This window comes from Sphingobium yanoikuyae (assembly GCF_034424525.1).
Taxonomy (GTDB): Bacteria; Pseudomonadota; Alphaproteobacteria; order Sphingomonadales; family Sphingomonadaceae; genus Sphingobium; species Sphingobium yanoikuyae.
On the sequence record NZ_CP139980.1, the window covers coordinates 143,528 to 157,531 of the forward strand.

General features: G+C 62.5%; 15 protein-coding genes. 1 reads left to right on the top strand and 14 read right to left on the bottom strand.

Annotated features, from left to right (window positions below; all coding sequences use genetic code 11):
* Positions 1–28: 28 nt before the first annotated feature.
* The 3 genes from U0025_RS24780 to U0025_RS24790 all read right to left on the bottom strand — a co-directional run bounded on the left by U0025_RS24780 (position 29) and on the right by U0025_RS24790 (position 3,775).
* Positions 29–1,339 carry a hypothetical protein gene (locus U0025_RS24780; protein ID WP_004212819.1) on the bottom strand — a complete coding sequence of 437 codons (1,311 nt, stop codon included), beginning with the start codon at positions 1,337–1,339 and terminating at the stop codon, positions 29–31.
* Positions 1,340–1,493: 154 nt separating this feature from the next.
* Positions 1,494–2,516: a PIN domain-containing protein gene (locus U0025_RS24785; RefSeq protein ID WP_037491537.1), complete on the bottom strand. Its 1,023-nt coding sequence runs from the start codon at positions 2,514–2,516 to the stop codon at positions 1,494–1,496.
* Between the two features lie 62 nt (positions 2,517–2,578).
* On the bottom strand, positions 2,579–3,775 hold the full coding sequence (locus tag U0025_RS24790; protein WP_004207098.1) for an IS256 family transposase: 1,197 nt from the start codon (positions 3,773–3,775) through the stop codon (positions 2,579–2,581).
* A 417-nt stretch (positions 3,776–4,192) separates the two neighbouring features.
* Here U0025_RS24790 and U0025_RS24795 point away from each other — a divergent pair, with 417 nt between their 5' ends.
* Positions 4,193–5,332 (top strand): alkene reductase, encoded by a 1,140-nt coding sequence (locus U0025_RS24795; protein WP_004212824.1) that lies wholly within the window; start codon positions 4,193–4,195, stop codon positions 5,330–5,332.
* An 89-nt stretch (positions 5,333–5,421) separates the two neighbouring features.
* Here U0025_RS24795 and U0025_RS24800 read toward each other — a convergent pair whose 3' ends face one another.
* The 11 genes from U0025_RS24800 to U0025_RS24850 form a co-directional block, all read right to left on the bottom strand.
* Entirely contained in the window at positions 5,422–5,826 is a 405-nt protein-coding gene (locus U0025_RS24800) for a single-stranded DNA-binding protein (protein ID WP_004212826.1), read from the bottom strand.
* 605 nt (positions 5,827–6,431) lie between these two features.
* On the bottom strand, positions 6,432–6,821 hold the full coding sequence (locus U0025_RS24805) for a DUF6915 family protein (protein WP_004212828.1): 390 nt from the start codon (positions 6,819–6,821) through the stop codon (positions 6,432–6,434).
* Positions 6,822–6,831: 10 nt separating this feature from the next.
* On the bottom strand, positions 6,832–7,308 hold the full coding sequence (locus U0025_RS24810; protein WP_004212830.1) for a DUF6878 family protein: 477 nt from the start codon (positions 7,306–7,308) through the stop codon (positions 6,832–6,834).
* 152 nt (positions 7,309–7,460) lie between these two features.
* On the bottom strand, positions 7,461–8,420 hold the full coding sequence (locus tag U0025_RS24815) for a DUF2493 domain-containing protein (RefSeq protein WP_004212834.1): 960 nt from the start codon (positions 8,418–8,420) through the stop codon (positions 7,461–7,463).
* Between the two features lie 661 nt (positions 8,421–9,081).
* Positions 9,082–9,294: a hypothetical protein gene (locus tag U0025_RS24820; protein ID WP_004212835.1), complete on the bottom strand. Its 213-nt coding sequence runs from the start codon at positions 9,292–9,294 to the stop codon at positions 9,082–9,084.
* Positions 9,281–10,285, bottom strand: coding sequence for a hypothetical protein (locus U0025_RS24825; RefSeq protein WP_004212836.1), 1,005 nt, complete (start codon positions 10,283–10,285; stop codon positions 9,281–9,283). The genes U0025_RS24820 and U0025_RS24825 overlap by 14 nt, the downstream gene beginning before the upstream one ends.
* Positions 10,282–10,926, bottom strand: a complete 645-nt coding sequence (locus U0025_RS24830) for a hypothetical protein (protein WP_004212837.1) — start codon at positions 10,924–10,926, stop codon at positions 10,282–10,284. Before U0025_RS24830 ends, U0025_RS24825 begins: the two co-directional genes overlap by 4 nt.
* Entirely contained in the window at positions 10,919–11,329 is a 411-nt protein-coding gene (locus U0025_RS24835) for a hypothetical protein (protein WP_004212838.1), read from the bottom strand. The genes U0025_RS24830 and U0025_RS24835 overlap by 8 nt, the downstream gene beginning before the upstream one ends.
* A 57-nt stretch (positions 11,330–11,386) precedes the next feature.
* The gene (locus tag U0025_RS24840; RefSeq protein WP_004212839.1) at positions 11,387–12,016 is read right to left on the bottom strand and encodes a hypothetical protein; all 630 of its coding nucleotides are present in this window, start codon (positions 12,014–12,016) and stop codon (positions 11,387–11,389) included.
* A 72-nt stretch (positions 12,017–12,088) separates the two neighbouring features.
* Positions 12,089–13,057, bottom strand: coding sequence for a phosphoadenosine phosphosulfate reductase domain-containing protein (locus tag U0025_RS24845; protein WP_004212840.1), 969 nt, complete (start codon positions 13,055–13,057; stop codon positions 12,089–12,091).
* Positions 13,054–13,977: an ArdC family protein gene (locus U0025_RS24850; protein ID WP_004212841.1), complete on the bottom strand. Its 924-nt coding sequence runs from the start codon at positions 13,975–13,977 to the stop codon at positions 13,054–13,056. The genes U0025_RS24845 and U0025_RS24850 overlap by 4 nt, the downstream gene beginning before the upstream one ends.
* Positions 13,978–14,004: the final 27 nt, after the last annotated feature.

A 14,004-nucleotide genomic window follows, 5' to 3' on the forward strand; every position in this document is an offset into this window, starting at 1 on the left:
CATCTCGATAGCGACTTCCGGCAAGCGTCTACCTAAGCGGCGCGATGGCTGGATCGATTTCGCCGAACTGGATTTCGACCCAGTCGTCGTTGTCGTCCTCGCCGGTCTTGATGACGTTGATCGACGACGGCAGCCGTCCGTCCATCAGATTGCGCAGGATGTAACCCTGCATGTTGTTTGGCCGTTGTGGAAGTTTCCGCGCCGCCTCGACATTCTTAGCGCCGTTGTCCGCGAGCGTCCTGAGACCGGCCATGATCTCGGTGAACTCCCGCAACCCGATGCGGACCTTAGAACGTGACATTGAGTAGCCTCCGTGGTGACCAAGGTCGTAGTCGTCCTCCCGCGCCCGGAGGGCTCCGTTGACCGGCGAGCGACCGGGCTTCGGAAGCTGCTCCATCATCGATCTGAACAGCGTGTCGAGTTGCGCGGTGGCGGATGATCCTTCGCGGACGCGCATTCTAGCAGTGTTTTGTCGGACAGGCGGAATCGGCACCAATCCGCCCTGCTCAGTCTCGCGCACGCTGAGCAGCAGCACGAAATCTACCGATGAGTATTGCCGGAAGAATTCGTCGATGATCTGGTCAGCGGTGACTTCGTCCCAGTTACCTGAACGTCCTGAAAGCGCGGTGCAATCCCCGTCACCCACGATAACGCCGGTGATGCCGTCCGCACCGCGAAGCTGATCCGCCTTGGCCTTGAGCGCGTTGTAGAGAGGGTTCCGGTCCTTTATCTTCGGAACGTCGTATGCGGCAAAACTGTAGGAGTTGTAGGGTGTCTTGCGCGGGTCGATCGTGATGTCGATGCCGATGTCCTCGTCATCTATCTCGACCCGAAGCACCTTCTCGCCGGCCTCAATCTGCTTACGCAGCTGCGGCACGACGGTTCCGTGCACGAAGCTCTGCAGCTTCCCCCGCGGCGGCAGAAGGAGCACGGTCCTGGTTCCACGCTTCGTTTTCTCGTGGCGGGAGCGGATTCGGAGGTCGAGGCCACCGAGCGGAAGTCCCATCTTGTCCTTAGCCCGTCCGACGAGTTCGCCAAGCTCGTGGTAGGGATTGTCGTTGTCCAGGCCCTCGTCTGAGATGGCCGTCACGTCTGCAGTAATTCGCAGGTCGGGCGTCGCCAGCCTGATGTCAGGCCGTCGGCCCGAAGCGAGCTCGACCTCGTTCGCTAAATTCCCGCACTTCGACAGCGCGTGTAGGACGACTGTCTCCCACATCGCAGCGACCCGGTCCTTCCCGGCGCGGTTAAGTCGTTGGGCCAGCCCGTCAACTAAGATGTCACCGATGACACCGCGCAATTCATTGAGGCGGCGCTGAAGCGCGCGACGCTCGTAGATCATACCCCCGACCTAGCAAGTGCTGACGTCAAATGCATCCGATTTCAGCATCCTCTATCCCGCTGGGTCTTTGCAGCGACGTCGGCTTGCTTCATCCGGGCGTACCCAAGCGGCCTTTCTGCAAGGAAGACGATTGCACAAATGGTCTGAGACGCTTTTACGTATCTAAAAAGTCCCACTCGCTGCCAGTTACCCAGCGCAAAGCGCTCAACTTGCCGTTGAGCATTCCCCACTCGAAATCGTCCCAAGGCCCGAGGTTTTCTTCGCCAACCTCTTTCCTAGCCCGCTCGCCAGCAGCGAGTGCAGCCTCCAAAGTGCCGCGCGTGATCTGGTCCTGACGGTAAAAGCCCTTCTCGGTCTTGCCCAGCTCGTCCACGACCTCGATTTCGCCACTCTCGACGCGATACATCAAGTTGAGATGGCGGTTATACCAGACCTGACGGAAAAGCAGGTGCTCCGCCTCCAATATTTCGCTCAAGCTGCGTGGCTTTTCCTCATACTCAAATTCCCACTTTAGTTCTTCCATCCATTCAGGAGCATAGGCATACAGCACCTCCCCGAGGGCGATAGCATATGTGGAACCCTCTGCCGCAAACAGCTCCGCGATATCGGGATGCGGCGCTCGCTCATCCACGTTCATATCCGAGAAGTCGTGCTTATTGTGGGTCACGAGGGCGAGGTGTTCTCCTTCATGCCTGCCGACCAACATGTCGCGATAGATTTCTACTACCACGGCGTCCGCCATACTGTTCTTGTTTTTGTGAAATGGGCAGAGCTTATCGATGGCTCGCTGCGCGGCTCTGATTTTCACGTCATCCGAAGTCTGAACGATTTGCCCGTCGGAAAGCAGCTTCTCAATGCGATGGATGTTGGAATTGGCATACTCTCCCTGTTTGCCGATCCGGTAATCAAAGTCGCCCAACTGCTTGAGGAAAGCATCACGGCCTGGCTCTCCACCATGTTGGCGAATAGCATCACTGACCCGCTTGAAGACCGCGCTTATGCCTTGGCTGGTTTCCTTGACGATGCGCCCCTTGTTGCGCTCGAACTCATCCAACGTCTGCTGAGGCACGACAAGTTCGGCCTCGCCATCGCGGATGAGGTCAATGAGCACATCTAACGTCTTGAGGTGGCGATAGTCCTTCGCAATGTCGAGCCAGACGCAAGTATCAATCAGAATTCGCGGTCGTGTCCCACGGGGTGGTGTAGGAACCGTCGATCCGCAGTAGGATCAGGTTCGGGTCAGGCAGCCAGAGCTGGCAGGCTGACAATGGGGTTATGGCTTACCGAGCCGAGGGTTTCCAGCGTCATGTAACGGCGTGACACCGCCCACTCATCATTCTGTTCCAGCATGAGTGCTCCGACGAGGCGGACGACGGCGGCGTCATTCGGAAAGATGCCGATGACATCGGCCCTTCGCTTGATCTCCTTGTTCACCCTTTCCAGCGGGTTGGTCGACGCGATCTGCGCCCAGTGCTCCTTCGGGAAGGTCATGTAGGCAAGCACGTCCTCGCGCGATCCGGCCATCATGTCGGCCAGCTTCGGGAACTTCTCGCGCAGGGCATCGGCGACCTGTTCCCATTGCTGGTGAGCCGCTTCAGCCGTTTCCTGCGCAAAGATCGTCTTGATCATGGCGATGACTGCCGGTCGCTGCTTGGGCGCGGCATGTGCCAGCGCATTGCGCATCCAGTGGACCCGGCAGCGTTGCTGGCTCGCGGCGAACACCTTGCTGGCGGCGGCGCGCAACCCCTTGTGGTCGTCCGCGATGACCAGCTTTACCCCGCGAAGTCCCCGGTCGGCGAGCGAGCGCAGGAAGGCTTTCCAGAAGGGTTCCGCTTCTGAAGGGCCGGTGGCAACGCCCAGAACCTCGCGCCGACCATCGGTGTTGACGCCGACGGCGATTATCGCCGCCGTCGAGACGATCCGCCCGCCCTCGCGGACCTTGAGGTAGGTGGCGTCGATCCACAGGTAGGGCCACTCGCCCTCGATCGGCCGCTGCAGGAAGGCGTTCACCCGTTCGTCGATCTCGGCCACCAGACGGCTCACCTGGCTCTTCGAGACGCCGCTGGCGCCCATCGCCTTGACCAGATCGTCGACCGAGCGAGTCGAGACACCGTGGACGTAGGCTTCCTGGATCACCGCCGCCAACGCCTTCTCAGCCGTGCGGCGTGGCTCAAGGAAGCTCGGGAAGTAACTGCCCTTCCTGAGCTTGGGGATCGCCAGCTCGATCCGGCCGGCCCGAGTGTCCCAGCCCCGTTCGCGATAGCCGTTGCGGTGGTTGAGCCGCGCCGGGCTGCGACTGCCCGCAGCCGCACCCGTTCTGGCCTCAATCTCCAGATCCATCATGCGCTCGGCGGCAAATGCCAGCATATCGCGCACCAAATCGCTGTCTGCCCCTTGCTCAATCAGCTCAACAAGGGCCATTCTGTCGTCGGTCATCGTCTTCTTCTCCAGGTTCGAGTTCGCATCCGAACCCTACCAGAAGATCGACGGTGGCCACCCTCTCAGAGAAACCTTCCTACACCACCCCGTGGGACACGACCGAATTCGCAGCATGACGCCTCCACAATCTTGGCTGCTATGGTAGGAGCAACAGGGTGCCGCGAAAAACAGGATTTCAGGCTGTCAGAGAAGTTCTTACCAAACAGCCCTTTCGATAATTGAAATGTCGGCCACGCCTCTCTCATCCATTCCCCCAAGAGAGTATACCGGCCGCACCCGCTCGGGAAACGGTCGGGCGAACGCATTGTGGACCATATGTCCGCAATGCGGCGCGTGATCGCCAACTTATCTGCGATTGCACAGCCTATTATCTCCAGAACACCCCTATCCAACTCAAACATTGGAAGTGTTCTCGTGACCAAATTATTTGAACCGTTCCGTCTAGGCACGCGCACCCTCACCAATCGCGTCGTAATGGCGCCCCTGACACGGGCACGCGCCCCCGGCGACGTCGCCAGTGAGCGCGTCGCGCTTTATTATGCCCAGCGCGCCAGTGCGGGCCTGATCGTCAGCGAAGGCACACCGATTTCGCGCGAGGGCCAGGGCTACCTTTTCAACCCCGGCATCTTCACACCGGAGCAGATCGCCGGTTGGCGGCTGACGACAGAATCGGTCCGCGCCAATGGAGGGGCGATGTTCGCCCAGATCTGGCATGTCGGACGCGTTTCCCATCCGAGCATCCAGGATGAAGGGAAGGATCCGGTCAGCGCGAGCTCCAAGATTGCTGCCGGCGCGCTTGCCTACGGCTTCGATGCAGACGGCAAGCCCGACCTTATCCCGACTACCACCCCGCGCCAGCTCGCCACCGACGAAATATCGCGCGTCGTCGAGGATTTCGTGCAGGCAGCAGCGAACGCCATTGCGGCGGGATTTGACGGCGTCGAAATCCACGGAGCGAACGGCTACCTATTTGAGCAGTTCATGAACCCGCTCGTGAACGACCGGACGGATACCTATGGCCCGCAAACGCTCGAAAGCCGGCTACGCTTTACGCTGGAAGTGGTCGATGCAGTGATCGCCAGGATCGGGCGTGAACGGGTCGGCATCCGTCTCTCGCCTTACGGCCAGCTGTTCGACATGCCGCTCTATCTCGAGATCGACGAGACATACTCGACCCTGGCTCAGGCTTTGGGAGAGCGAGGCATCGCCTATGTTCACATCATGGATCAAGGCGGCTTCAAGATGGGCGACGGGACCGGCGACGATACCGGAAAGAGCTTCCTCGCCCTCTTGAAGATCATCCGTGGCAAGCTGCCCGCCACCGCCCTCATTCTGGCAGGCGGCCTCACCGCAGATCGCGCAGAGAGCTTGATCGCGGATGGTCTGATCGATCTCGCGGCCTTTGGTCAGCCATTCATCTCGAACCCCGACCTGGTAGCGCGTCTGCGTAATGGCTGGCCGCTCAGCGACGCCGACCGCAGCACCTTTTATGGTGGGGGCGCCGAGGGCTATATTGACTACCCGTCCTATTCTCCGGTGCTCGAAGCCGGCTGAGGTCGATTTGCCTGCCGGACCGGAGAGATCGGCGTTTGGAACTCGCATAGAAAAGGCCCGGTGGCATTTGCCACCGGGCCGATCCGGCTTCAGAAGGGTATTTCTTCGTCGTCCGGCATGTCGTTGCCCGAGCGATCCGCCGGCTTGGCGCGGGTGAGGAAGGTCACCTCGTCGGCGATGATCTCGGTGCCGTAGCGCTTGATGTCGTCCTGATCGGTCCAGCTGGTGTAATGGATGCGGCCGCGGACCATCACCTTCATGCCCTTGTCGACATATTCCTCAACGGTCTTGCCGACGCCGTTGAAGCAGGTGATCCGGTGCCATTCGGTGTCTTCGACGCGGTAGCCGTCGCGATCCTTGATGACCTTGCCGTCGCTGTCGCGCTTGGGCCGCGACGTCGCGAGGCTGAAATGGGTGATCCTGGTGCCGCCCTGCGTGGTGCGGGCTTCGGGGGTAGCGCCGACGTTGCCGGCGAGGATGACGATGTTCTGCATGTCGAGGTTTCCTTTTCTGTCGGCCGAGGGATGATCCCTTCGACTGATCCCCGAAAAAGGCGGCCAGGACAGCGTCTCCACCGAAGCGCGCCAGCGCGCAGGGAAACCCCGAAACGAGGGGTGGTGCGGGCAGCCGTGGCACACGGCAACTCGGCCCGAAGGTTCGCGGGTTGGAGACGCTGGACGGCCGACTTAGGGGGCAGGTGAATAAGAAGGGATTATTCCTCACTGCCGGCACGATCTGACGGAAACCATGCCGAACGTCGTTTATCCCCGTCCCGTCAGCCCCACCATCCCCACAATCTTCACCGCGGGGTGGTACAGCTCTCTCCATCTTCCCCACACTTGGGCCCCCAGCGTCAGCGACACGGCAGACAGAGCGCTGCCGAACTACCAGAGAAGGCATGATGGCCTGCACTGCTGCCTGGCGTTGGTGTTGGCCTTGCGGATCGACAAGCGCGAAGGACAACGGTCGACTGCCAAAGCCCCGCCTGCGGCACATCAGGACAGAGCAGCCGAGGTCACCTCATCGCCGACGAGGTGACCTTCCGGGCCGCACTCACCAGCCCGAATGCGGCGCGTCGGCCCCGCCGCATACGAAGCCATCACGCTGTCGCGCGCTCGGTGGCATTGCCATCGGCCACGGCGAATGGGTCGACAACGTTATGGATTGGCTGCGCACGGCCCATCCAGGGCTTGGGCTGGATGCACCGAACCCAGTCGACAAAGCTCGGAATGAAGCCGAGGTCTTCCATGACGTGCTGCTCGCCGATCAGCCGAACCGGCACCTGGCGCCCAGTCGAAATGGTGATGGTGGCGCCGAAAAAGCGCTCAAGCATGAAAATGCCTTCGGCATGGTGCCGCAGCGCACGATGCCGATAGTCGGCGGTGATGGATTTCGATTCATCGAACCACTGATGCAGCGGCAGATAATCCTCGGCCACGCCGCCCCATTTACGAACCGACGACAGCGCGTGGTGATAGCAATGTCCCATCACACCCTCCTCACCATTCATGCTCGAAGGATTCGACCGCCGTGTAGCGGTCGTTGTGATCGAGCGTGATCGTCCGGGCGGACACGTCGAAGCGGAACTCGCCATAGGCGCCATCATTATTCTCCCAGCCTGGATGGCTTTGGGTGAGGAGTTGATACGCAAGGTCTTCGATAGCGTCGGCGACTGAAATGATCGCCGTCTCAGTTCCGGAGCCATCCTGCTGCGCCTTGAGCAGGGTGATCTGCACCTGGGGCAGATCCGCAGGTGCGTCGGCGGCGACGGCATCAACGCTTTCGATCTGACCGGAATCGCCGCCTCCGTCGAAAGCCACCGTGACCAAGGTGATACCAACAGCATGAAGCGCATCGAACAGCGCAGCCTTGTTCAATGGCATGAGCGAGGCAGCCTTCGCCTCATAAGCGGCGTGGCGTGCCATGACGGCGTCCCAATCGATATTGACCGGCGTCAGCGGTGCTGCATGATCCATTTCATGTCTCCAGTAGGGATGGTTTCAGGACGAGCCGGCGATGCCGCGCGGCCCATTCACGCCGTCGCAACCTCCCCTCTGGCCGGCGGGCATTTTTTCCCAATGCGGCGAGCAAATGGGGAAGGCACCCACGTCAGGGTGCCCCCTGGCCGTCAGCGTGATCGCTGACGGCCCTCGGCTTTGAGGGATGCCGGAGGGGCGCCGAGCGGCCCCCGCCGGTCAACGACACGGATGTTGCGGGCTTTCGCCTCGATCACGAGCCGCTCGGTCACACCATTGCCTTGGAAAGCGATGACAAACCGAGGGTTGAGCGAGAGCATCTGTTCGTTGCGGCGGAAGCCGGCACGGTCCCCCAGCTTGCGATCGAGACCGAACCGCACTTGCTGGATGCCCTTCTGTTCGGCCCAAGAGGCTGCAAGCCGCTCGATGCCCTTCATGTCGCCACCATGGACGAGATACATATCGCCGACATGAGCGCGGACCTTGTTGAGCGTCGCCAGCAGATTGTCAGCGAAAGTCTTGAGGTCGGCATCATTGGCGAAGGTCAGACGGCCACCTGCGAACACTACCGGCGTACCGCGGGCGGTATTGGCTTCGAGGCGACGTTCGCGACGTGCCCGTAGGAAGGCGTTGCCGTCGACGATCGCGGCCGTGACGCCGAGCGAAATGCGGTTGCCGGAAGATGGAACCCAGGACCGGCCCGTCTCGCGCATATAGTGAGCGGCAGCGACGTCGCGCATGACCTCGAAGGAGCCTGCGGATTCCTCGACCTTCTTGGCGAGGTCGATCTTCTCCTCCAGGTCGTTGGTGCTGATCTCGGAGCCGTCCTGGTCGGCGAGGAGGAGCCGAATGTCGTCGGTAAGCCGGTCGACCAGCCCGTGCTTCTTGGCAGCGGCGCGGTGGAAGAGATTGACCAGGCTCCAGCCGAGATCTTCGATGTCGCGTTCGATCGACGTGTTCGTCATCGTCGTGAACAGGTCGCTCCAGATCGCGGTGACGGTTTGCTCCAGGGCCTCGGTCGGCGGTGGCGCCATGCCCGACAATTCTTCGGCGGCAGGTTCGAGATGGCCCAGTTCCAGTGCCGCCAAGGCGGCTGCTAGCGAGGTGGACATGATGGCTTGCCTTTCGGTTCTGAACCGGCGGCCTCTCCGCCGGATGCGCACCTTCTGGGCGGTCGATCGAGAGGGTCAGGCACCGAGGCGTAGCCGAGGGAAACCCTTTCGTGGCGGGGTGGAGCGGGCAGCCGCGGCACGCGGCAACACGGCCCGCTGCGAAAGGGTTGCCTGGCCCTCGCGACCGCCCATGTGCCGCATCCTCTGGCGGCGAGGCTGTCGGTTCAGACGGTAAGCCCCAAATCCCCCTCGCAGCCGCTCTTAGCGAGGTCTGTGGCTTCGGATCGCCCTGTCACCCGTTTGAACTTGGCGGTGTCATACCCCGCTCCGGCATGGAACCGGCATCGTCATCTGGTGCCCGCACCATGACAGGCAGCGTCCGCATAAGCGGATCATCGAGGTCGCAGCGAAAGGTTCAACATCGGCTCACTGCGCCGCTCGTCCAACAGAATTGGCCTGGTGTCCTATGGTGCAAGGCGCGTCGACCTCCTCGCACCGATACTTGACGATGGAGGGGCGAGACCAACGCAGGGTGAGTTGGCGTCATCATGGTCGAGGACGCTGCAAGCTCGTGCCCATGCTTGCGCCCGCCGTCGCCACGATCGCTGACATGATCGACATGGTCCGACGCGGCCCATCGTTCGCGCAGCCGTCGTTGGTGTCAGCGATCGGAGACCATAGGCGGCTCTTCCTCATAGGTGTCGCATGGCGCGCCGACAGCTTCGAGCCACTCGACCCCGTCGGTACTGGTGTCGAGGTGACGGATCCGCGCGAACAATGCCTCCTTGAGCATCGCTGGCGTGAAATCCTCGCCGCACACGTGGTCCGAAACGATGCTGAAGGCGATCGTCACAAGGTGGTTATAGCGTGGCATCCGGTCCTCCTTGGCTGAAACGCGACCTGACCGATGCGCGCTCGGGATCATCAGGCAGGCGTGTTGTGGTGCGCAGCGCTGCAACTGCGTGCTGGAAATCGTAGAGCCAGTCGCCCATAGGCGTCCGCTTCACGACAGGAAGGGCGGCTTGCGCCGCCTGGAAATCCAAAAGCTCGTCTGGCGCGATGTCCACGATCCGGTCGATCTCGGACGGCGGCAGCAGCCCCCGCTCGCGGATAAACTCGGTGATGCTGCCGGGACGGGGTGTAGCACCGCGACAACCGAGCACCGGCTTGCGCCACAGACCCTGCACATTGCGTAAGCGCGGCCGCGCGCGTGCCTCCATCAACACGATGACGCGCAGTTCATCGTTCGACAGCTCCATGACTTCGTCCGGCTTCATCGCGCCGCAGAAGAAGCAGCTCGATTTCGGGGGAACGGGCAGACCTGCGGCTGCAATCCGCGCTGCGCACCGCGCGCGATCCCATCCCCATTCGCGCAACGGATAACGATAGTGGTAGCGCGGATCCTCGCAGCCGAGCGCATGGCGGTAACGCTGCGTGTCGCGCGCCGAGGCGTCGTAGCCGATCAGCTTGGTGACCCGCCCTCCTCCGTCCCAGCAACGGCGCGCCGGCTCCCAGCCCGCCGTCCATGCTTCCTGGGGGGCCACCTTCCATTTTTGCGAGCAGGATCCGCCCCCGAACACGACCGAAGGGAGCGTCGCGTTAGTGAGCATATTTTCGGCAATGGTCGCATAGGGCGGCCAGTGTTTGAAATGGCGCGGCTGATACCGAACGATCTCTGAGGGGATGCCGCGTTCCTCCATCCAGGCGCGGAACAGCGGGATGAAGACATAGGTCTGGTTCTTTTCGGACCCTGGATCAGCGAACAGCACCATATCGATGGGCTCTCCCCGTTCCGCCAGTTCGATGATCATCGCTGTGGAATCGACGCCGGCGCCCCATGCCGCGATGACAGGGGGCCGTGTCATGGGAAGCGCACACCGTCATCGGTGAAGCTGTAGTCATTGGCGATGATCGCCGCATCGACCTGCTCGTCGGCCGTCTGATACGCATATTCGGCTTCGAGCTGGCGATAGAGCCACCGTGCGAGGTCGCGCAGCGCCTCCACCACCACCTCTTCGGCACCGTCGGTCATCGCGCTTTCGACAGGACCGGACCGCTCGACGTCGATCGTCATGCTATATTCGTGATAATAGCGGCCGCGATGAGTGATGCCGGCCTCAAGCTGGTAGAAGTTCAACCGCTGGATCGCCGCCAACGTATCCGCAATCCGGTGGAGTTCGCCATCGCGAGGCGCATGGGCGCGGATCGCCTTCACCGAAGCCCGGGCAAAGCGGTAGCGCCCTTCGAAACAGGCTCCGTCGCCTTGGCTCGAGAAGCCTGAGAACCAGATGCGCGGCGCCTGCCGGGTTCCACCCCCATAGAGGCGAACAGCATGGCTGCCCAGTTCGACGCCGATGAGCTCGCAAATGCGCGCGAAGTCGTCGAACACAAATTCATGCCATTCATCGCAGGGTGCGTCCTGTCGATACCAGCTGCGCGCTGCATCTTTCGCGGTCGCCGACAGCTCTTGGAGCCGATAGACGGTGGTGGTGATGAGCTCAGGCATCGCCGTCGCCTCCTGCCAGGGCGCCGGCCAGCCACTCCGACGTCGACGTCCAGCTGAGGGAACATCGGTCGGACAGGTCGACCACATACGCGCCTCCGCCGAAGCCATCGAGCAACGGACGTGAAGCGGCCAGCCCATATTCGAAGCCCCACCGCCCCTCCAAGAAGAGCGTCTCGGCGCAAAGCAGCACGAAGCTGATGACCAGCTCGACATCGCCTCGGCCATCGTCGTGGATCCAAAGCTCGGTGCCTTCATCGGCGGGCGGTTCGAGCCTGAAGCCATCGGAGAAAGTGAGGCCATCCTCATTCGGGAGCGCATCGGCATACAAGGCGAGCGCCTGCTCGACATTGGCGCGGTTGCCGACATCGAGCGCGCAGGAGAAATGCGTGTAATAGTCAGCCATAATGGCCTCCTTGATTTGAGCGCCGGACGAATCTCGGTCCATGGATGAAGCCGATGGTCAGGCCGCGACCGGCAAGGGCGCGCGAGCGGGGCGCAGCGCCGAAAGGCGGCGAGCGAAGGCGCCGGGCTCAAGCAGAAGCGCCGCCTTGCCGTGAGAGGTATGGCCGGCAATCACGCCGTGCGCGCACCGGAACCAGGTCACCTCACTATCGGGCAGAAAGCCGCGCGGCACGACGCGGACGGTGAAGTCGGCATGGCGCAACTCGGTCATGCCATCGTCATGATCGCCACCGGCCGTGACGACGATTTTGAACTCCTCTGGCGCGAGACCGAGCGCCTCGGTGACGCGCGCAAGCGCCTGCCGTGCCTGCGCATGAAAGGTCCGCTTGGCGATCCGGTCCCCACCGACATGATGGCCGGCAATGGCAAGCAGAGCCGGATGGGCGAGGATCGCTGCGCGATCGGCCGCGCATCGTGCGACAACAGCGGCGACATCCGGTGCGGCGCGCGCAGCGCTGCCGGCCAGCGCACGGATGAGGAGCAGGATCGCTGCGTCCTGTTCGATGGACTTACCGGCGCGCCGACAATCGTCGATCGCGCTAAGCAACCCATGAAGCGCGGCGCCGATGGTTGCGTCCGGGTCGGGAGTGAGCGCCTGATTGTGGCGATAGAACGTATCGTAGAACATCGGTCAGCCTCCAGCTTGGCGCCATGATGCGCACCCTGCCGGAGGCCCCCTCTCCTCTCGCTCCAGCCGGGATCAGGTCGGACCAGCGAGTTCGCCGAACGCGCCTGCCGGCAACGACCAAGGGTCGAGCGTGATCGGCAGCCGCCAGACGGGATCATCCGCCTGCGACCGATCATCCTCATGGGTCAGAGCCGCCGGATACGGGCACCCTCGGTCGGCCAATTCGGTCACGCTCAGCGAGCGATGGATCGTCCTGCCGCTCGCCGCTTCGCGGCGGGCGATGACCTCGAACGCTTCTGGGAAGATCAAGCGCATGGTCGCCCATTGATCGGCCGTCCCGAAAATGCAGCATCGACATGAGAGGCGGCCCCAGCCTAGCCGATATGCCGGATGCGGCCTGATCCGCGCCGACGCGATGATGTCCCACACCTGCTGCTCGGTCCAACGCAGCACTGGCCGCCAATGATCGACATGGCGCCGGCTGCTCATGGTCCGATAGGGTTCGAGCGCCGCATAGCGGGCTCGACCGGGGCTTTCCTCCGCACGTTCCCCGGTGAGAACGAGGGTCTTGCCCTCGAAAAAGCGGCCTTGATTGCGGATGGCCGCCGCAAGCACATCGATCTTGAGCGCCGGGCTGCACCAGCGCACCCGAAGATCGGCCGAGACCTGCGGGAACAGGCCCCGAGTGCCCAATGGCCCGGACCCGCCCGCAACGCGCGAACCCTCGGGGGTGTCGAATATGATCGGTGCGGTCGCCGCGTTTTCTCGGTCGAGTTCTCGCACGAACCCGCCGACCCGGTAGGACCGATATAGGACGATGCCCAGATGGTGGGCGAGCGCCTCGACATAAGCCGGTGTGCAGGGCCAATCCATGAAGCTCGGCCCCTGGCCGTCCACATCATGGTGATGCAATTCGATCCGTTCGGGAGGAAAGCCGTGCGTCAACAGGACGAGGAGGCTGGCGAGGCTGTCCTTGCCGCCGCTGAAGGCCACGACGAAGCGGCGGTAGGCGGCGAGGTCGGGGAGGCCGTCCACGATCACGCCGCTTCACGAACGGTCTCGCCACAATCATCGGCATCGGCAAGGCCGGTAGCGCGCAGCAGATAGCCCGCCGCCGCTTCCGCCTTGGCGGCAGCGGTCATGACCGCCCGGCTATCGCGCTTGAGCACCCGCAGCCATGAGGCGATGTAGCTGGCATGGTCATCGAGATGCGCGGTCGGAAGGCCGAGATCAGCCCCGAGGAGCGCAGCGGTCATCTCAGCGCACAGTTCCTCGAACGCATAAGCGTCATCGCCGAACTTCTTGCCGAATTCGCGATTGAGGCGGTCGGGATGGCCCGTCCAGTGCCCAGCTTCGTGCGCAAGCGTCGACGCCCAATAGGCTTGCGTCGTGAACAGCTCGATCGGCGGCATGGTGATGCTGTCGGCGACGCGGTCATAAAAGGCGCGGTCGCCGCGAACCTGCACCGATGCAGGAAGCGCGCGCACGAACTGATCTGCCCGGTCGGGCAGTACGTCACCTGGCGCGACGAGTGCGATACGGCTTGGATAAAAGTCGGCGGGCAGCCCCTCGATCTGATCGACATTGAAGACCGCATAGCTGCGCAGCATCGCCCGGACCTCGTCGGTCACGGCCCCTGTCACTGGCGAGGCGACCTCTTTGGTGTAGGTCTTGTAGAAGATCGCAAACTGGGATTTTTCGCCCTGACGGACCTGGCCACCGAGCGCCTGAGCCTGTTTGTAGGTCATCCACGTACGCGCGCTATATCCGGCGCTCTCCGCCACCAGCCACAGCCAGAAGCAGTTGATGCCACGATAGGGTTCGCCGGTCACACGCAGCGGTCGACCCCCGAGCCCGGGGCGCCAGGGTTTCACCCACGGTCGGACGCCAGCTTCGAGTCGGTCGATGATGGTGCTGGTGATGATTTCGGCAGGCGATGGCTTGTCGGTGGTCTTGGCCACGATCAATCTCCGATTTGAAAAGAGGCG

Bases quoted from the DNA above. Each gene is read 5' to 3' on its own strand.
- U0025_RS24780 (WP_004212819.1), bottom strand. From the start codon at position 1,339: ATGATCTACGAGCGTCGCGCGCTTCAGCGCCGCCTCAATGAATTGCGC.
- U0025_RS24800 (WP_004212826.1), bottom strand. From the start codon at position 5,826: ATGCAGAACATCGTCATCCTCGCCGGCAACGTCGGCGCTACCCCCGAA.
- U0025_RS24835 (WP_004212838.1), bottom strand. From the start codon at position 11,329: ATGGCTGACTATTACACGCATTTCTCCTGCGCGCTCGATGTCGGCAAC.
- U0025_RS24825 (WP_004212836.1), bottom strand. From the start codon at position 10,285: ATGACACGGCCCCCTGTCATCGCGGCATGGGGCGCCGGCGTCGATTCC.
- U0025_RS24790 (WP_004207098.1), bottom strand. From the start codon at position 3,775: ATGACCGACGACAGAATGGCCCTTGTTGAGCTGATTGAGCAAGGGGCA.
- U0025_RS24830 (WP_004212837.1), bottom strand. From the start codon at position 10,926: ATGCCTGAGCTCATCACCACCACCGTCTATCGGCTCCAAGAGCTGTCG.
- U0025_RS24840 (WP_004212839.1), bottom strand. From the start codon at position 12,016: ATGTTCTACGATACGTTCTATCGCCACAATCAGGCGCTCACTCCCGAC.
- U0025_RS24810 (WP_004212830.1), bottom strand. From the start codon at position 7,308: ATGGATCATGCAGCACCGCTGACGCCGGTCAATATCGATTGGGACGCC.
- U0025_RS24815 (WP_004212834.1), bottom strand. From the start codon at position 8,420: ATGTCCACCTCGCTAGCAGCCGCCTTGGCGGCACTGGAACTGGGCCAT.
- U0025_RS24820 (WP_004212835.1), bottom strand. From the start codon at position 9,294: ATGCCACGCTATAACCACCTTGTGACGATCGCCTTCAGCATCGTTTCG.
- U0025_RS24805 (WP_004212828.1), bottom strand. From the start codon at position 6,821: ATGGGACATTGCTATCACCACGCGCTGTCGTCGGTTCGTAAATGGGGC.